Origin of the sequence: Salinisphaera sp. LB1, assembly GCF_003177035.1 — a bacterium.
Taxonomy (GTDB): Bacteria; Pseudomonadota; Gammaproteobacteria; order Nevskiales; family Salinisphaeraceae; genus Salinisphaera.
Genome location: NZ_CP029488.1, coordinates 3,589,737 through 3,608,359 on the forward strand (window position 1 = coordinate 3,589,737; position 18,623 = coordinate 3,608,359).

At 66.7% G+C, this 18,623-nt stretch carries 15 protein-coding genes; 2 read left to right on the forward strand and 13 right to left on the reverse strand.

All coding sequences use genetic code 11. From position 1 onward, the window contains the following. Window positions 1-10: 10 nt before the first annotated feature. The 3 genes from parC to parE all read right to left on the reverse strand — a co-directional run bounded on the left by parC (window position 11) and on the right by parE (window position 5,910). On the reverse strand, window positions 11-2,233 hold the full coding sequence (gene parC / locus SALB1_RS16050; protein ID WP_109994758.1) for a DNA topoisomerase IV subunit A: 2,223 nt from the start codon (window positions 2,231-2,233) through the stop codon (window positions 11-13). A 726-nt stretch (window positions 2,234-2,959) separates the two neighbouring features. Next, window positions 2,960-3,661 carry an SDR family NAD(P)-dependent oxidoreductase gene (locus tag SALB1_RS16060; RefSeq protein ID WP_109994760.1) on the reverse strand — a complete coding sequence of 234 codons (702 nt, stop codon included), beginning with the start codon at window positions 3,659-3,661 and terminating at the stop codon, window positions 2,960-2,962. Between the two features lie 338 nt (window positions 3,662-3,999). Then, a complete protein-coding gene (parE, locus tag SALB1_RS16065; protein ID WP_109994761.1) occupies window positions 4,000-5,910 on the reverse strand; it encodes a DNA topoisomerase IV subunit B in 1,911 nt (636 codons plus the stop codon). A gap of 146 nt (window positions 5,911-6,056) precedes the next feature. On the opposite strand from parE, the gene SALB1_RS16070 reads away from it, so the two are divergent. Further along, window positions 6,057-6,353 (forward strand): exodeoxyribonuclease VII small subunit, encoded by a 297-nt coding sequence (locus SALB1_RS16070; RefSeq protein WP_109994762.1) that lies wholly within the window; start codon window positions 6,057-6,059, stop codon window positions 6,351-6,353. Between the two features lie 23 nt (window positions 6,354-6,376). Here SALB1_RS16070 and SALB1_RS16075 read toward each other — a convergent pair whose 3' ends face one another. From SALB1_RS16075 to SALB1_RS16085, 3 genes are all read right to left on the reverse strand, one after another. Continuing rightward, on the reverse strand, window positions 6,377-7,444 hold the full coding sequence (locus SALB1_RS16075; RefSeq protein WP_109994763.1) for a diguanylate cyclase domain-containing protein: 1,068 nt from the start codon (window positions 7,442-7,444) through the stop codon (window positions 6,377-6,379). A 104-nt stretch (window positions 7,445-7,548) separates the two neighbouring features. Beyond that, window positions 7,549-8,397 carry a protein-glutamate O-methyltransferase CheR gene (locus tag SALB1_RS16080; protein ID WP_109994764.1) on the reverse strand — a complete coding sequence of 283 codons (849 nt, stop codon included), beginning with the start codon at window positions 8,395-8,397 and terminating at the stop codon, window positions 7,549-7,551. Then, window positions 8,394-12,026 (reverse strand): response regulator, encoded by a 3,633-nt coding sequence (locus SALB1_RS16085; RefSeq protein WP_109994765.1) that lies wholly within the window; start codon window positions 12,024-12,026, stop codon window positions 8,394-8,396. The genes SALB1_RS16080 and SALB1_RS16085 overlap by 4 nt, the downstream gene beginning before the upstream one ends. Window positions 12,027-12,229: 203 nt before the next feature. Here SALB1_RS16085 and SALB1_RS16090 point away from each other — a divergent pair, with 203 nt between their 5' ends. Further along, entirely contained in the window at window positions 12,230-12,901 is a 672-nt protein-coding gene (locus tag SALB1_RS16090) for a Bax inhibitor-1/YccA family protein (protein WP_109995504.1), read from the forward strand. Between the two features lie 83 nt (window positions 12,902-12,984). Here SALB1_RS16090 and SALB1_RS16095 read toward each other — a convergent pair whose 3' ends face one another. From SALB1_RS16095 to SALB1_RS16125, 7 genes are all read right to left on the reverse strand, one after another. Continuing rightward, a complete protein-coding gene (locus tag SALB1_RS16095; RefSeq protein ID WP_145961348.1) occupies window positions 12,985-13,425 on the reverse strand; it encodes a phosphotransferase in 441 nt (146 codons plus the stop codon). Further along, window positions 13,422-14,207, reverse strand: a complete 786-nt coding sequence (locus tag SALB1_RS16100) for a beta-ketoacyl synthase chain length factor (protein WP_109994767.1) — start codon at window positions 14,205-14,207, stop codon at window positions 13,422-13,424. The genes SALB1_RS16095 and SALB1_RS16100 overlap by 4 nt, the downstream gene beginning before the upstream one ends. Then, window positions 14,207-15,391, reverse strand: a complete 1,185-nt coding sequence (locus tag SALB1_RS16105; RefSeq protein WP_109994768.1) for a beta-ketoacyl-[acyl-carrier-protein] synthase family protein — start codon at window positions 15,389-15,391, stop codon at window positions 14,207-14,209. The genes SALB1_RS16100 and SALB1_RS16105 overlap by 1 nt, the downstream gene beginning before the upstream one ends. Window positions 15,392-15,475: 84 nt before the next feature. Further along, window positions 15,476-16,369, reverse strand: coding sequence for a lipid A biosynthesis acyltransferase (locus tag SALB1_RS16110; RefSeq protein ID WP_109994769.1), 894 nt, complete (start codon window positions 16,367-16,369; stop codon window positions 15,476-15,478). Continuing rightward, window positions 16,362-16,664 carry a hydroxymyristoyl-ACP dehydratase gene (locus SALB1_RS16115; RefSeq protein ID WP_179950677.1) on the reverse strand — a complete coding sequence of 101 codons (303 nt, stop codon included), beginning with the start codon at window positions 16,662-16,664 and terminating at the stop codon, window positions 16,362-16,364. Before SALB1_RS16115 ends, SALB1_RS16110 begins: the two co-directional genes overlap by 8 nt. Further along, window positions 16,657-17,979, reverse strand: a complete 1,323-nt coding sequence (locus SALB1_RS16120) for an AMP-binding protein (protein ID WP_109994770.1) — start codon at window positions 17,977-17,979, stop codon at window positions 16,657-16,659. Before SALB1_RS16120 ends, SALB1_RS16115 begins: the two co-directional genes overlap by 8 nt. Beyond that, complete coding sequence (locus tag SALB1_RS16125) at window positions 17,972-18,595, reverse strand: ketosynthase (protein WP_109994771.1); 624 nt, start codon at window positions 18,593-18,595, stop codon at window positions 17,972-17,974. The genes SALB1_RS16120 and SALB1_RS16125 overlap by 8 nt, the downstream gene beginning before the upstream one ends. Window positions 18,596-18,623 lie beyond the last annotated feature (28 nt).

The following is an 18,623-nucleotide window of genomic DNA, read 5'->3' on the forward strand; positions in this document are numbered from 1 at the left end:
CCGGTCGTCCTCAGCCCTGGCGCGACAGGCGCTGGACCTGTGTGAAGCCACGCGGCAGGCGCTTGCCGCGCGAAGCGCGCGGGCCGCGATAGGCATCGCGCTCGGCGGGTTTGAGCGTCATGTGGCGCTTGCCGCTGTGGATCACCAATGTCTGGTCGCCGGATACCGCCTGAATCGCGATCACGGCCTCACCGGCCTTGAGCGCGATCAGCTTGTTGCCCTTGCCCTTGGCCAGCTGCGGCAGCTCCTCGAGCGACAGGCACAGCAACTGGCCGGCGGTGGTCACCACGCAGACCTCCGGGTCATCGCCCGCAACCGTCGTCGGCGCCAGCGCCGTCGCCCCCTTGCCCGGCGTGAGCGTGGCCTTGCCCGATTTTTGCCGGCTTGCCATATCCGCCAGTCGCGTGGCAAAGCCGTTACCGGCCGTCGACGCCAGCACGCAGACCAGATCCCCGTCGCCGATCGCCAGACCCACGAAGCGCGCCCCGTCGGCCGGCGACAGCGAGCCGGTGAGCGGCTCACCCTGGCCACGCGCCGACGGCAGCCTGTGCGCGGACAGACTGTAACTGCGGCCGGCCGAGTCGAGCACGATCAGCTTGTCGTTCGAGCGGCCCGCCGCATCGGCCAGATATTCGTCGCCGGTGCGATAATTCATGCCCATGGCGTCGACATCGTGGCCCTTGGCCGAACGGATCCAGCCCTCGCGCGACAACACCACCGTGATGTTCTCGCTGGGCACAAGATCCGCCTCCGACAGCGCCCTGGCCTGATGGCGTTCGACCAGCGCGCTGCGGCGATCGTCGCCGTACTGCTCGGCATCGGCGGCGAGTTCGTCGGCAATCAGCTGATTGAGTTTCGTCCTGGAGCCCAGCGTGGCCTCGAGATCGGCGCGCTCGGCCGCGAGCTCTTCCTGCTCGCCGCGGATCTTGAACTCCTCGAGCTTCATCAAGTGCCGCAGACGCAGGTTGAGGACCGCGTCCGCCTGCACGTCGGTGATCGCGAAGCGAGCCATCATCACCGGCTTGGGTTCATCCTCGGTGCGGATGATGTGAATCACGTCATCGATGTTGAGATAAGCAACCAGCAGGCCTTCGAGAATATGCAGCCGGTCGGTGACCGCCTTCAGGCGATGTTCCAGGCGACGCGTGACCGTGGTCGTGCGATAGGTCAGCCATTCGGACAACAGATCGCGCAGATTCTTGACCCGCGGCGCGCCGTCCAGCCCGATTACGTTGAGGTTGACGCGCACATTCTTCTCGAGCCCGGTGGTGGCGAACAGATGCGCCATCATCGCCTCGATGTCCACGCGGTTGCTGCGCGGCACGATCACCAGCCGGGTCGGATTCTCGTGATCGGATTCGTCGCGCAGATCCGAGACCATCGGCAGCTTCTTGGCCGTCATCTGCCCGGCGATCTGTTCCAGCACCTTGGCCCCCGAGGTCTGGTACGGCAGCTCGTTGATCACGACTTCGCCGGATTCGATCGTGTACGTCGCGCGCACGCGCACCTGGCCGTTGCCGGTGGCATACATCTGGCGAATCTCGGCTGTCGGCGTGATGATCTCGGCGCCGGTCGGGAAATCCGGCGCCGGCATGTGCGCCATCAGCGCGTCGAGATCGGCATCCGGATTGTTCAGCAGATGGATCGTGGCCGCGGCGACCTCGCGGATGTTGTGCGGCGGGATATCCGTCGCCATGCCGACCGCGATCCCGGTGCCGCCATTCAGCAGCACATTCGGCAGCCGCGCCGGCAGCGTTTCCGGCTCGTCCAGCGTGCCGTCAAAGTTCGGCCGCCAGTCGACCGTGCCCTGGCCGAGCTCGGACAGCAACGTGGAGGCATAGGCGGTCAGGCGCGATTCGGTATAGCGCATGGCCGCGAACGACTTGGGATCGTCCGCCGTGCCCCAGTTGCCCTGCCCGTCGACCAGCGGATAACGATAGGTGAACGGCTGGGCCATGATCACCATGGCCTCGTAGCAGGCCGAGTCGCCGTGCGGATGGAACTTGCCGATCACGTCGCCGACCGTGCGCGCCGCTTTTTTCGGCTTGGACGCCGCCGACAGGCCGAGCTCGCTCATGGCATAGACGATGCGCCGCTGCACCGGCTTCAGGCCGTCGCCGACATGCGGCAAGGCTCGATCGAGGATGACGTACATCGCATAATCGAGATACGCCTTTTCGGCAAAGGCGTTGAGCGGTTGGCGCTCGCTCTCATGTTCGAAGGTTGTGGCCATCGTGCCTCGCTGGCGGATTATTCCCGGGCGACCGACGGTATGCCGGCCCTGGGGACAGTATCAGGCCGCAGAAAGGTACCCGCCCAACGACACGCACGGCAAGCCGGGATCGAACGTCAGCCGGTCCGGGGCAGCGCCCGAGCGACCTCGGCGGCACCGATCACGGCCGTCGCGGTTTCCAGCATGCCCGGGATGATTGCGTTGCGAAGCTTCCGGATATTGCCCGATCGGTCTTATCGGCCAGACGTGCGACATGTTCCTTGCCGCTGCCGATTTGCCCGCAAATCAGAATGGGCACGCCGTAGCGCGCCGCCCGGGCGGCCAGATCGAGTGGCAACATACGGGCTCGGGGTTGCCGCCGCGCGATCGGCGCTCGCGCGCAATGAACCCATTTTCGGTCGTGGACCTCTGGGTCGTAAGCCTTGAGTACGGCTGCTTTCATCGTGCGGATCCTTTCCTCCGGTTGTCTTGCCACAACAGGAGCAACGCACGTGCCGATATCGATGAGGCCTGTACGACTCTGTTTTTACAGTGAGTCGTAATAGAAACCGAGGCAATCGCTGTTCAGGTGAACACCGCGTCAGCGTTTACCACTGAACGGCTGGAGATCGCGCATCCGGGTCGGTCGCAAGCCCATAGGCACGCGGCGCGGCCACGCTGATCAAGGTTTGTTCAGGGGAGTCGGATAACCATCGCAGCGTTACTTCGACCGCACCCTTCCGCCGGCTACCAACGCTCTGCGAATGGCCGCAGGTCCAGTTCGAAGGTCCAGGCCGAGCGCGGTTGGCGGGTGATGTGATAGATCGACTCCGCGATGGCGTCCGGCTGCAGAAAGAAGTCGTCCGGTTTGTCCGGCATCCTTTCGCGGGTGCGCGGGATATCGATCACGCCATCGACAATGGCGATCGCCACATGGATGCCTTCCGGTCCGAGTTGTCGCGCCAGCGACTGGGCCAGGCTGTACTGGGCCGCCTTGGCCGCGGCAAAGCCGGCAAAGTTGGCGCCGCCCTTCTTGCTGGCGGTGGCCCCGGTGATCACGATATTCCCGCCGCCGGCGCTACGCATGCCGGTGAGCACCGCGCGTACGCAGTTGAACAGGCCGAACGCATTGCTGCGCCAGGCGGATTCGAAATGCTCGGGGCCAATCTGATCGATATTGCCGAATACCGCGCCACCACCGTTATAGAGCAATGTGTCGACGGCTCCCAGGTCTTCGGCGATCGCCGTGAACACGCGCTCGACCTGTTCGCCGTCGCCCACATCGCAGGGATAAGCGACGGCACCGTCGATATTGTCCGCCAGTTCGTTGAGACGTTCGTCATTGCGCGCCAACAGCGCAACCCGATAACCGGCGGCCGCGAACCGTTGCGCCAGCGCCCGGCCGTTGCCGGGTCCGGCACCGGGGATGACACACACGGGCTGGGTCATGACGCACTCCTGAGCAAAGCCGTTGATTTATTGTGTACTAGGGCCTGTTGCCGTTTCGTTCGAGTCCGCGCCAAGCGCTGTTTTGCGGCAAGACGAGGCGTAGCGAACGTGGCGTAGTCATTCTACGCGAGAGAGCTACAACGCTGGATTGCCGCAAAACAGCGCTTGTCCCTTCGGGTTGGGCCGCAAATCGCGCCCGGCGGCGTTACAAGTCTTGATCGTGGCACACCACGATCGGCGACTCGCGCCTTGCCGGACACGATTTGCGGTCTCCAACGCGGCACGTGTACGAAACGGCAACAGGCCCTGACATCCCCGGACATCGTGGGTCGAGTTTTTCAGTCCACTTCGGCCTCGTGGCCCCGGGCCTCCAGCCAATCGCGCCGGTCGGCGGCGCGTTTCTTGGCCAGCAGCATGTCCAGCATCTCGTCGACATTCGCGCTCGCCTCGGCCGAGGGCTCGATGCCGAGCTGGACCAGACGACGCGTATCCGGCGCCATGGTGGTCTCACGCAGCTGCAAGGCGCTCATCTCGCCGAGGCCCTTGAAGCGGGTGACGCTGATCTTGCGCTGTTTCTTCTCGTTCTCCAGGCGCTTGAAGATGGCGTCGCGCTCGTCGCGATCCAGCGCATAGAACACCTCCTTGCCGGCGTCGATGCGAAACAACGGCGGCATCGCGACAAAGACGTGTCCGTGGGCCACCAAGGGCCGGAAATGCTTGACGAACAGCGCGCACAGCAGCGTGGCGATGTGCAGGCCGTCGGAATCGGCATCCGCCAGGATGCAGATCTTGTTGTAGCGCAGCCGGGTGAGGTCGGCCGAGCCGGGATCGAGGCCAAGCGCGACCGAGATATCGTGGATCTCGTTCGAGGCCATGATGTCCGCCGGCTCGACTTCCCAGGAATTGAGGATCTTGCCGCGCAGCGGCATCACTGCCTGGAAGTTGCGATCGCGGGCCTGCTTGGCCGAGCCGCCGGCCGAGTCGCCCTCGACCAGAAACAGCTCGGACCGCGCCGGGTCATCGGTCACGCAGTCGGTGAGCTTGCCGGGCAGCGCCGGGCCCTGGGTCACCTTCTTGCGCTTGACCTTCTTGGCCGAGCGCGCCCGTGCCTGGGCATTGCCGATGATCTGCTGGGCCAGGGTTTCGCCGGTTTCAGCGTGCCGGTTCAGCCATAGCGAGAACGCATCCTTGACCGCGCCGGACACGAAGCCACTGATATCGCGCGACGACAACCGCTCCTTGGTCTGGCCCGAGAACTGCGGCTCGTTCATCTTCACCGACAGCACATAGGTGCAACCCGACCAGACATCCTCCGGGGCGATCTTCACACCGCGGGGCAACAGGTTGCGGAATTCGCAGAATTCGCGCACGGCTTCCGTCAGGCCCGATCGGAGGCCGTTCACGTGCGTACCACCTGCAGCGGTCGGAATCAGGTTGACATAGGACTCGGCCACCGCATCCACGCCCGGCTGCTCGGGCGCGATCCAGGTCAGGGCCCAGTCGACCGCCTGGCCGCCCTCGTTCACGCCCCCCGTGAAGGCCGGCGAGATGACGGTGTCCACGCCTTCGAGCGCATCCGCCATGTAATCGGCGAGCCCGTCGGCATACTGCCAGACGAGGTCTTCCTCGGCCGCCTCGTCGACGAAGCGCACGCGCAGATTCGGGCACAACACGGCCTTGGCGCGCAGCAGATGCTTGAGGCGGCCGGTCGCGAAGCGCGGGCTGTCGAAATAGCTCTCGTCGGGCGAGAACTTGAGCATCGTGCCGGTCTTGCTCTTCGCACAGCTGCCGATCTCGGTCAGATCCTGGGTCTTGTAGCCGCCGGCGAAACGCATTTCGTAATGCTTGCCGCCGCGCCAGACCTGCACGATCAGTTCGGTGGACAGGGCGTTGACCACCGATACGCCCACCCCGTGCAGACCGCCGGAGAACTGGTACTGCTTGTTCGAGAACTTGCCGCCCGCGTGCAGCCGCGTGAGGATCAGCTCCACTCCGGAGACGCCGTGCTGGCTGTGGGTATCGACCGGCATGCCGCGGCCGTCATCGACTACCGACAGGCTGCCATCGGCATGCAAGGTGACGTCGATCGCCTTGGCGTGCCCGGCGAGTGCTTCGTCCACGCTGTTGTCGATGACTTCCTGGGCCAGATGATTGGGCCGCGCGGTATCGGTATACATGCCCGGCCGCTTGCGAACGGGGTCGAGTCCGGTGAGGACCTCGATATCGGCGGCATCGTATTGACTGGCCATCCACGCCTCGTGAAAAACGAATAGTCGTACCGGCCGGCACGTTAAGCGTTTGGCCCGACCGTGGCAAGATGAACCACGATCGCGCCATCGGCATAAGCTTGCATGACACGCTAAACTTCCGGCGCAATCACCCGGGCCTTCCTGTCATGAGTAAAGCCAAATCCGATAACGCGGCAACCGCCGAAGCCGACACGACCGACGCCCCGCCGCTGGCGGCCTTCGAGAGTTCGGTCGCGGAACTGGAGTCGCTGGTCGAGTCGCTTGAGGCCGGCGATATCAGCCTCGAACAGGCCCTGGCCAAGTTCGAGCGCGGTGTCACGCTCGCGCGCCAGTGCCAGACCATGCTCAAGAGCGCGGAACTGCGGGTCGATCAACTGGTCGGCCAGGCGCCGGACGAGCATACCGAACCGTTCACCGGCCCCGCCGAAGACGCCGTCGACTGAACCGCTCGGCGCCGGGCGATACATCACTGCAGTATGCGGTCGGAGTGCGATGCGGGCGTGGGCCGGATGTCATCGCGAGCCTGAAACAGGCGCACACCAGCCTTGCCTTCATGCTTGACGCGATACAAGGCGGAATCGGCATTGTGCATGAGTTCGTCGGCGTCGCCACCGTGCTCGGGGTAAAAGGCAATGCCCAGACTCGCGCTGATTGCGACATCGATTTCCCCGGTTGATGTGGGCACCGCGATGGGCGCCGAAAGGGCGTCGAGCAGGTCGCGACAACGGGCCAGACACGACGGCTCGGATTCGACGTCCTCGATCAGGAGGGCGAACTCGTCACCGCCGAAGCGCGCGGCCGTGTCGACATCCTGCAGCGTCTGCTCGAGCCGGCGCGCCACGTGCTCGAGCACGACATCGCCCGCGCGATGGCCGTAGGCATCGTTGACCGGCTTGAAGCCGTCCAGATCCATGTAGCCGATCGCGAAACGCCCGGACCGACGGCGCGCGCGTTTGGTCATGCTGCTCAAGCGATCCACGAACAACAGGCGGTTGGGCAGCCCTGTGAGCGCGTCGTGCGTGGCCAGATGCTGGGCGCGCGCCTCGGCGCGGCGCCGGATGTCGATCTCGCCACGGAGTTGGGTGTTCACCGCGTCCAGTTCGTCGCGCGCGCGCCGCAGCGCCCGGCGGCTGTCGTACAGCTCGACGAAATTACAGACCTTGGCCTGCAACAGGCGTTCGTCGATCGGTTTCGTGATGTAGTCCACGGCGCCCAGGCGATAGCCCTTGAGGCGATCCATGTCGTCGCTCGAATCCGCGGTGACGAAGATTACGGCCGTATCGCGTGTGGATTGTTCCCCGTTGAGCAGTTCCGCGACTTCCATGCCGTCCATGCCGGGCATCTGCACATCGAGCAGGATCAAGGCGAACTCGTGATCCAGGCAGGCGGCGAGCGCATCGTTGCCGCTGCCGGCCTCGATCACGCTCACGTCGAGGTGCTTGAGCACCCGGCGCATGGCCACGCGGTTGGCATACAGATCGTCGACCACGAGAACCTTGGAGGCCGGCTGATCGCTGTGCTCGGGGTCAGACATAGGCGCGCTGCCTCCGGGCAGAGCCGGCACCGGTGCACGGCCATGCGACCGGCCCGGTCGCGCGCGGCGTCGAAACCGCCGCGCGGAGCGCCTGCACCGAGAGCTCAGGCTTCATGTGGCGGCCACGCCCGTTTGAGCCGGTAGATGCGATGAGTGTCACTGACGGCCTCGAAACAGGATGCGAGTGAAGAGAATTGCAACGTCTCCCGCGTGCCGAGCACGAGATACCCGCCGCGCACGAGACTGTCGGCAAACAAGCGCAATACACGCTCCTTGAGCGCCTGTGAGAAATAGATCAGGACATTACGGCACATCACCAGGTGGGTTTCCGCAAAGACGCCGTCGGTCACGAGATTGTGATGCGCGAAGACCACGCGATCGCGCAGCGTCCGCCGCATCCGTATCAGATCATATCGGCTGCGGTAGTAATCCGCGAAATCGCCCCGGCCGCCCGCGCGATCGTAATTGGCGGCGAAGCCCGGGATACGCCGTGCCGCAAAAATGCCTTCCGCAGCCCGCGCCAGCGCCTGATCGTTGATATCCGTGGCATAGAAGCGACAACGCGACAGCAGACCGGCCTCCTCGGCCAGGATCGCGGTGGAATACACCTCCTCGCCCTGGGCGCAGCCGGCCTGCCAGATGTTCACCCGCGGATACGACGACAGCACCGGCAAGACCTGCTCGCGCAGCACGGCGAACACCGCCGGGTCCCGGAACATGTCCGAAACCGGCACCGACAGCCGCGCGATCACCTCGCCGAGCACGGCTGGCTCATAAATCAGTCGCGGAATCAGGTGCCCGATACCCGGCACGCCGAGATCCGCTGCCAGCTGCTCGGCCCGACGCTTGAGCGAGGCGCGCGCATAGCCGGAAAAGTCGTAGCCATGGCAGGCATGCAAGGCGAGCACGAACAGATCGAGCGCGCGGTCTTCGGTGGCCACCGGATCGCTCATGACAACAAGGCCTTCATGCGCCCGAGCAGATCGTCCACGTCCAGCGGCTTGGACAGATAATCGTCGGCGCCGGCGGCGAGACAGGCCTCGCGATCACCGCTCATGGCCTTCGCGGTCAGGGCCACGATCGGCACCCGCGGATGATTCGAGCCATCCCGGATACGGCGGATCGTTTCGTAGCCATCCATGCCCGGCATCATGATGTCCATCAGCACCAGATCGAGGCGCTCGGCCCCGGCCAGCCGATCGAGCGCCTTGAAGCCATCGGCGGCCATCGTGACCTCGACCCCATGGCCCCGCAACAATCGCGACAGCGCGAAGGTGTTGCGCATGTCATCGTCCACCAGTAGCACATGCGCGCCGACCAGCCCGGGCGCCCGGGCATCGGCCGGCGGCGCGGCGGGCGTGCTCACCGGCGCGGGCGGCGGCGCGAGGCGATGCATGAACAACGAGATCTCGTCCAGCAGCCGATCCTGCGCGTGGCTACCCTTGATCACGATGCTGTCGGTGTAGTCGCGCAGGCGCTCGGTTTCTTCTGCCGACAGATCGCGCGCCGAATAGACCACCACCGGCGGTGCATCGGCCCGTCTGGCGATGGTATCCAGCAGATCGAAACCGGACACGTCGGGCAGCTTCAGATCCAGCACCAGGCAGTCGAAGGTTTCCTCGTCGAGCCGCGACAGGGCCGCCGCGCCGGAATCCACCGCGACCGTCGAGACCTGCTCGCTGCGCAGCAGGCGCGCAATCGCTGCATGCGCATCCGGATCGTCGTCGACCACAAGCACGCGGCGGGCCTTGCGTCCGGACAGCGTTTCCGCACGCGCCAGCAGCGTCTCCAGGTTGTCGCGCGTCACCGGCTTGCGTAGATAGCCGACCGCGCCGGCGCTGGCCGACCGCCCGGTGTCGTCGGCCGCCGACACGATGTGCACGGGGATGTCGCGTGTGTCCGCGTCAGCCTTGATCCGGTCGAGCACAGCCCAGCCGTCGAGCTCGCCCGGCAGCCCCAGATCGAGAATCACGGCATCCGGCGCGCACTCGGCGATGGCGGCGAGTGCGCGCCGGCCGTCGCCCGCGGCTTCGGCCTCGAAACCGCGCTGGCGCGCGGTCTTGCACACGATATCCGCGAAGGTCGCGTCGTCATCGACGATCAGCACTCGCGGCGCCTGTCCTGCCGGGCGCGCGCGGCGCCGCGGCCGTGGCGGTTCGTTGGCCGCGGGTGGGAGCGCTTCAGGCGCCGCATCCGCTTCGGCCCGATTCACTTCCTCGGCCGCTTCCCCGGCCGGTGCGAGATCCGTGCGTACGAAGGCCGTGAAGCGACTGCCCTCGCCCGGCGTGCTTTGTACGTGCACCTCGCCGCCCAGAAGGCCTACCAACTCACGAGTGATCGACAGCCCCAGCCCGGTCCCGCTGTAATTGCGGCTGCTACTGCCGTCGACCTGTTCGAAGGCATGGAAGATGCCTTCCAGGTGATCCGCCGGAATGCCGATTCCGTCGTCACGGACCTGGATCGCCAACGCATTGTCGTGCGCCAGTTCGTCGCACTCGAAGCGGGCATCGGCGGCCGGCCGCATGAAACGCACGTCGACCCGCCCCTCGCGCGTGAACTTGAGGGCATTGCCCACCAGATTGCGCACGATCTGCTCGAGCTTGCCGGCGTCGGTGACGAGTTGCGCGGGCGCGTCCGCGCTCAACTCGACCTCGAACGCCAATCCCTGGGCCTCGGCCATGTGCGCGAACTGGCGGCGTATGCGCGCCGCGAAACCGGCGGTGTCCACCCGATCGGTCAACACCCGCATCTTGCCGGCCTCGATCTTGGATAGATCGAGGATGTCGTTGATCAATGCCAGCAGACCGGTGCCCGAATCATGGATGATGCGTGCCGCCTCGACCTGCTCCTCGTCGAGATTGCCCGGTTCGTTTTCGGCCAGGCTGCGCGAGAGGATCAACAGGCTGTTCAACGGGGTGCGCAACTCATGCGACATGTTCGCCAGAAAATCGGACTTATAGGCACTGGCCCGTTCGAGCTCCTCGGCGCGCTCCTCGGCCTCGGCATGCAGGGCCGACAGCTCCTCCTGCTTGTCGCGCAGATCCGCATTGGCCGCCTGCAATGCGTCGGCCTGCGACTGCAGCTCTTCCTCCGACGCGCGCAGCTCGGTCGCCTGGGACGACAGCTCCTCGCTCTGCGCCCGCAGTTCGGTATTGGCCCGCTGGAGGCTCGCCTGCTGCTCCGACAGCCGTTTTTCCGAACGGCTGAGCGCCTGCATCTGTTGCCGGCTCTGGGCCAGCAATTCGCCGGTTCGCCGCGCGCGCATCTGCGTCAACACCGCCATGCCGATATTCGGCAGCAACGTATCCAGCAGTTCGCGCTCGGTTTCCGTCAGCGGGTGGAACAGGGCCAGTTCGATCACGGCGACCACGCGATCCGCGATCATTGCCGGGGCGACGAACAAAATGCTCGGCCGCGCCTCGCCCAGCCCGGAACGGATCGTGATGTAACCGGCCGGCAAGTCGGTCAACTCGACCGGGCGCCCGGTTTCCAGCGCGGCGCCCACCAGGCCTTCGCCGGGCGCGAACCGCTGCTCGGCCTCGGGCGAATAGCCATACGCCGCCAGTAGATTGAAATCGGCCTCGTCATCTTCGAGCGACGCCCGCGTGAACATGGCGGCATAGCCGGCATGCATCAGCGGCGCCAGGTCGCGCAACAGGCTCTGGCCCAGTTCCCGCTCGTCCGCAGCATGGTAGAGCATGGCCGTCACGCGCCCGCGGTGATCGCGGATCCAGTAATCGCGATCCTGGCGCACAATAATCTGGCGAAACTTCTCCAGCGCGCGCGACATCGCGCCGATCTCGTCGCCGCGATGCTGGAACCGCACCTGCACGTTGCGCTCGCCGTCCGCCAGACGTCCGGTGATGTCGGTAAGCTGGGACAAGGGCCCCGCAATGCGCCGGCGCACGCCGGTCACGGTGGCCAGGCCGATCATCAGGCCCACGACGAGCAGACTCACCAGCGTGGCATCCGCGACCCACTGGCGCTGCGCCACCTCGGCATTGCGCCCCGACAGATCGCGCTTGAGCTGCGTGCGGTAATCCGACAACGCCTGCTGCATGGGGTCGAAATAGGCCACGCTTGCGCCGTGAACCAGCGTCTGGCGTGCCGCCTGCATGGCACCGGTATCCACGCGCGCCATCACCGGCTCGGCCACCTGCGCCTGCCAGCTCGATTCGAGCCGGTCGATCTTGCTGAGCAGCTGCTCCTTGGCCCGGTCGTGCACCCCCGCGTCCTGCAGTTGATGCAGGTGGTTCTCGACTGCGGCGTTCGCGCCGCGCAGCTGGTTTTCGTAGCGCTTCGAGGCAGTCAGGACGTAGGCGCGTAGCGCGGATTCCTGCGCGGTGATCGCCGTCCCCAGCTCCTGAGCACGCGCCAGCGACGCATGGGTCCGCCCGGCGTTCAAGCGCGCGCGGTTCACGCTCGCCAGCGCGATCAGACTGATCACGCAGGACGCGCCGAACAGCACCAGGATCAGCGCGACCGAGCCGATGAGCTGGCGTCGAATCGATAGACCCCCCAGCATACGGGCGAGCGCGCCCGATGACGTTAGATCCCGTTCCACCATCCCCCTGCGGCCCATCACGGCCCCTCGGCAAACACAGGCAATATTACGATAACGGCGGGTCGGCGGCGAGTTTTAGCGCCGGCGACGCAACTTTACCGCGCGTGCGCGGTCTTACTGGGCGGCAGGCAAACACCGCAGCATCGCTGCATCTGCCACCCAGATATGGCACGCACGACACAGCGTGCTAGCCTTGCAGCAAGCTGATAACGAGGTAAATGATGAGCGTCGAAAATTCGACCTATACCGCACGTGCGCAGACCGCGCTGGCCACCAACAGTGTGTTACGCAACACCTACATGCTGCTGTCGGCCACGCTGCTGTTCTCGGCAGTTGTTGCCGGGGCCACGGCCACACTGCATCTGCCCTATCCCGGCTTCATCATCACGCTGGTCGGCATGTTCGGGTTGATGTTTCTCGTGCAGGCCACCGCGAACAGCGGCTGGGGCCTGGTGTCGATCTTTGCCTTCACCGGGTTCATGGGCTACACGCTCGGCCCGATCATCGACATGTACCTGCAGCACTTTTCCAATGGGCCGCAGTTAGTGACGATGGCCATGGGCGGCACCGGCGCCATCTTCGTCGGCATGTCGGGGTACGCACTGGTCTCCGGCAAGCGCTTCAACCAATGGGGCGGCATGCTCACGATGGGCATCCTGGTCGCCTTCGTGATGAGCCTGATCGCGGTGCTGTTTTCCATCCCCGCCCTGTCGCTCGCGGTGTCGATGATGTTCGTGCTGCTGATGAGCGGCCTGATCGTCTACCAGACCGGCGAGATCATTCACGGTGGTGAGACGAATTACATTCGCGCCACCCTGACGCTGTTCGTCACGATCTACAATCTGTTCATCAGCCTGCTTCAGTTGCTCGGTGTATTCGCCGGCGACGACTGATCGCGGCGCGATCGGCGAAAAGCCCGGCCATGCGTGGCCGGGCTTTTTTGTGGCCGCGGCTTGCGCCGTGCGCGTGGCGGGTCTCAGTCTGCCGCGACTGTTCGGATTGTCAGGCGTCCGCGCACCAGGTCACGCACGCCGGCAACCACGCGAAATGCATAGATCGAGCCGCTGGCATCCGCCATCAGGCGCTCGGCGTGAATATCGATCGAGGCCAGGCCGGCCACGGCTTCGGCGTCGGCCAGCAACTCGATATGACGCAGCCCCACCAGCCGCCCGCCAGCGGCCGGCCCCATGCCATCAGCCGCACGGGCGCGCAACGTACCGTGGGCCGCGGTCGCCTGCGCCGCGTATTCGATCAGCGCAGTTACCGGCATCACGCCGCGATCGGCCAGCGGATGCGCCGTCGGCGCAGGCAGCCGGCTGCGACAATGAATGCAGTCGTCGGCCCAGGCGACGACCTCGTCTAGCAGACACATCATGCCGGCATGGGGGACGAGTCCGGCCACTCGCACCGCGCTCACAGCGGCGTGATCGGCACGCGCCAGTGCCCTTGTTCCGATTCGATGACTGGCGCGGCCGGCAAATTCGCGGCCAGCGCCGCGAATAACGGCAGGCTACGCGCACTGGCGTTCAGGTATCGAAGCCGCTCCAGCTCCGGCCCAACCATCGATGCCGGCGCGTCGTCCACCGGTTGCGGCCGATCGATGGCGGCCATGGCCCCGTCGGCACGCGTGTCCAGCCACCAGGCCATGGCGAAGGTCGCGCCGATATCGCGGCGCGCCTCGGCCAGCATGCCGGTGCCGTCCATGTCGTAGCACACCAGCAAAACCGGGCGTCGGCGTTGCGCCAGCAGCCCCCAGGCTTCGCACAGGGCGACGGCGAATCCGCCCGCCCCGGCCGACAGGCTGGTCGAGGGTTCACGCGCGCCGGTGGCGATACTCCAGTAGCCGGCGGGCGCGTTATGCACCGAGTTGTGAAAACGGGTGGGCGAAATCGCACGCTCCGGCGTGTTGACGGCCGCGCAAAGCTGGTCGGCGATATCGATATCGCCCGCCGACGACGAAAACACCGCCGCCACCGTCGACGCATCGCGCCCCTGGCTGGCCTGTTCGGCCACGCGAAACGCCAGATGTACCGCAGCACCGGCCCGGCGCGCCTCATTGCGCGGCAGCAACCGGGTGCGAAACGGGGCCAGCGGCTCGCCGGTATAAGCCGTCTCGCCGGCCAGTACCGGGCGCGCCGCCGGCCAGCCGTCGAGCCCGGGCCCGGCGATGCCGAGGCCATGCAGATACGCGCGCTGCATCAGACGTCCTCCGCGGCCAGCAACAGACTGCAGTTGCTGCCGCCGAAGCCGAAGGTGTTGCTCAACACGCGACGGACCCCGCCGGGCTCGGGCGCCGTGAGCAAACGACACCGCAATGCCGGATCGAGGTCCCGCGTATTCAGGGTCGCCGGGCGATAATCGTGCGCGATCGCGAGACAGGCGATGACCGTCTCCACAATACCGGCAGCGCCCAGCGTATGCCCGGTCCAGCCCTTGGTGGCGGAGGCCGGCGTCGCGGCGCCGAACAGGCTGACCACCGCGCGATCCTCGGCCTGGTCGTTGGCGGGGGTCGCGGTGCCGTGCAGGTTGATGTAATCGACGGCCCCGGGGGCCAGGCCGGCGCTGTCGAGCGCGCGCCGCATCGCCAGCGCCGCGCCGCGCCCCTCGGGCTCGGGCGCCGCCATGTGATACGCATCGGCCGATTCCCCCACGCCGATCACGCGCGGCCCGGACGCTGCGCCGGCCGCCGGGCCGACCAGTGCGAAACCGCCTGCCTCACCGATCGAGATTCCGCGGCGATGGGCATCCCAGGGCCGGCAGGGTTCGGGCGATGTCAGCTGCAGCGAGGCGAAGCCGTAGAGGGTGGTCAGACAGAGGCTGTCGACGCCGCCGACCACCGCCATGTCGCAGAATCCCGCTTCGATCGACCGCGCCGCGGACGCAAACACCTTGGCGCTCGAAGAACAGGCCGTGGACACAGTCAACGCCGGGCCGGCCAGGCCGAGCCGCCGCTGCACGTAGCCGCACAGGGCGAAATAGTCATGGGTATGCTCGAACGAGAACCACGCCGGCAAGCGGCCATCGGCCAGCTCGCGGTAGGCGCGCTCGGTGGTGCCGATGCCGGAGGTGCTGGTGCCCAGGAACAGGCCGATGCGCTCGGGCGCGTATGCCCGCTTGGCGGTTTCCACCGCATCGATGAAGCCATCCTGTTGCAGCGCAAGCTCGGCGAGCTGATTGTTGCGGCAATGCCAGTCCGCCCATGCCGCGGGTAGCGCGACCTCCTCGCAGCCGGGCACGCGGCCGATCCACGTGGCCAGATCCGCGCCGTCGAAATCGCAGCGCACGAGGCCGCTGCGTTGCTCGCGCAGCGCCTGCCACTGTGCGTCGCACCCGGCGCCCACGGCGGTGGTCGCGGTATAGGCCCGGATGGCCATTGGCTTCATCGCTCGATGCTCCATGCGGTCATGCTCACGCGGTCCGGCCGGCGCGCGCTGTGCCCGTGCCTCGGGCGATGACGCGCGGCGGGCTCAGTGCCAGAACTGATAGAAATTGAACCAATTGTACGGGGCTTGGCGCACGTGCTCAGCCAGCCGATCGGCGTAGGCCTGGGTCCAGGCGCCGGTACGCTGCATGCGTTCGCCGCGCGGCAGCGACAGGCCGGGGCTGAACTGCTCGCAGTACAGGTCATAATGCCCCCCGCCGCGATACAGACCGAAGGCGAGAAACACCGGCACGCCCAGCATGCCGGCCAGCAGCCAGGGCGTCGCCGGAAACGGCGCCGTGCCGCCGAGGAAATCGCAGTCCACCGTGCGCTCGCCCGCATGAACGCGATCGGCCATGATGCCGACCATCTCGCCGCGATCGAGCGCCGCCTTGACCTTGAGCACCCGATCGACATCGGCGGTTGCGGTGTCGATCACGCGATCGCCGAAACCCGGATCGAGCTTCTGCAGCACCGCGTTCATCTTCGCCCCGGTCGCCCAGTTCATGAGGATGCGCACGGTCAGGTCGTCGCGCCGGTCGCTGAGGGCACGCAGCGCCTCGAAACTGCCGAGATGCGACACCATGATGATCCCGCCCTGGCCGCGCTCCACGCAATCGCGAAACGACTGCACCCCATGATGGGTGATCGACAACGGCGAATCGGCGCCGCCGAGCATATACATGCGATCGAGAAATACGGTCGCGAACGCATACAAATGGCGGTAGCTGTGATGCCAGCGCGGGCGACGCGCAAGCACCCGGGCGAGATAATCCCGCGAGGCGCGGCGCGCGGCCGGCGCGGCGATCATGTAGTAAGCCACGCCCAGATGCAGCATCGCGCGGGCCGCGCCCCGGCCCAGACGTCGGGCCACCCATGCGATGGCATGGAGCACGAACGGGTGACTGCGCTCGGTACGGCGGGTCCAGGCTTCAGCCATCGATTGGGGCACTCCATTCGATCACGCCGTGGGCGACACAGCCGGCCGGCCCGGTGCAGGCGAATTGCAGGCGGTCGCCGGTCTTGGCTGTGAGCGCGACGACACAGCGCTGCTCCGGATACAGCGCGGCCACGAACTTGCAGCGCAGGATGCGGCGCATGCGGCCGCCGTACCGGCGCTCCGCCGCACGGCCGACGTGGTCGAGCAGCACGACACCGGGCACAATCGGCGCCCCCGGGAAATGCCCGTCGAGGCAGGGGTGATCGGCTGCGACCGAAAACACGTGATCAGCCACGGACGACGCGCTCCGGGCGCCGCGCGGCGCGCCAGGCCGCCACGACATCGGCGTGCGCCAGCTTGCCAATGCTGTTGCGTGGCAGCCGCTCGACCTTGACCAGCGGCCGCGGCACGAAGACCGGATCCACGCGTTGCGCCAGTTCGGCGCCCAGCGCGCGCACCGTGCGCGACGGCGCCACCACCAGCGCGGTCGGACGCTCCGCGGCCGGAGCCTCGGGTGAAGCGAATACCACTGCATCCTCGACGCCCTCGATATCCAGCAGCGCCGCGGTCAACCCGGCCAGCGATATGCGCTTGCCGGCCACCTTGAGCATATCCGCCGAGCGCCCGATCAGTCGGAAACATGTCGCGTCGAGAACGTCCAGCTCGTCCGCCAACACCACCGGGCACGGCAGCTGGCCGCCGCGCACTACCACCTGCTCATCGTCCTGCGCCAGCTGCAGGCCGTCATACAGCTGCCAGCGATCGTCCTCGGCCGTGCGCCGGCTGGCCATGCTGCCGGTCTCGCTGCTGCCGTAGATCTCGTGGACTTCCGTGTGCCAATGCCGTTCGGCGGCCGCGGCCAATGCGCTCGACAACGGCGCGGTCGCCGAAATGATGCGCGCGACGGCCGGCAGCGCGACCTCGGCGTCGAGGCAGGCCTTGAGCTGGATCGGGGTCGTGAACAGGGCCCGCGGCGCGGGCAGGCGCGCGAGCGCATCGGCGATCTGCCAGGGCATGAACGGGCGGGCGCTGTCGGCGGCGAACCCGCCGTGCAAGGCCAGCAGCACCGAATTTTCCAGGCCGTACATATGCTGGGGCGGCACGCTGGCGACCACATTCATGGCCGGCGTCGCCGGGAAGAACCGGCGCCGCAACAGCGCGCTTCCGATCGCAAGATCGCCCCACCGCTTGCGTTGCGGCGCCGGCTCGCCGGTGCTGCCCGAGGTGAACACCACCGCCACCGTGCGCGCGGCCGGGATTTCCGGCGGAGCCGGCATGGGCGGCGATTCGCCGCCGAGCCGAGCCGCCACCCAGGCATCGTCGACCGCGATCGCCCCCGGATAGCGCGCGCGGATCCGGTCCAGCGTGGCGGCCTGGCGTGTCTGCGGCAAAAGATTCAGCGCCCCGGCCCAGCAGCCGGCGGCAAAGGCCACGGTAAACAGATAACGATCGTCGCAGAGATTGAAAAACGCGGTGCGGCCGGCGAGCGCGTCCGCCATCGATCGCATATCCGCGAGCGCCGCCGCGGCGCTGACGGGCACGCCCCGGCGCCAGGCGAACCCACGCCCGGGACGGTAATCGGCAAGCAAAGCCCGGGCCGACTCAGCCATGTCGCAGATCGCGGTAGTCGATGCGCCGCAGGGCGGCCATGTATTGGCGCCAGCTCATGTGCTCGTACTCACCGATGGCGCGCCGACGCACGAACCATTCAGCCACGAACAGCAATCCCACGATCAGATAGTTCAGGAAATTCGCACATAGCGACCAGATTTCGGCGGATGCGAACAGCGCCAGGCATAGATTGGCGAGCGCCATCACCAGCATCGTGGCGCACCAGAAAATGGTCACCGCGCGCGTGTAGCGCGCCACCGGGCCCGGCAGAGGGCCACGGATCGCCCGTGCCACAAGCGTGATCAACGGGGTCTGGCCGGGCAGCAGGGTGCGGCCGAACAACCAGGCCAGCGCCAGGCAGATGAGCACGGGCGTGGCATAGAAGAATACCAGCGCGTCCACCGTATGCACGCTGAGCGCGGCGATCGCGATCAGAACGAACATCGCCAGCCAGGCCACCGGTCGCCGGCGAATCAACCACGGGCCGAGCACATTGACGATCAGCACCGCCAGGGCGAGAAAGCGCAGCCCGGGCCAGCCCGTCACCACCGCGGCGTGGACCAGCACCGGATAGAGCAGCGGCACGAGGCCCGCGACAAAGCCCAGACGTCGCATGAATCAGCGCCCGGCCCCGGGCCGGCCC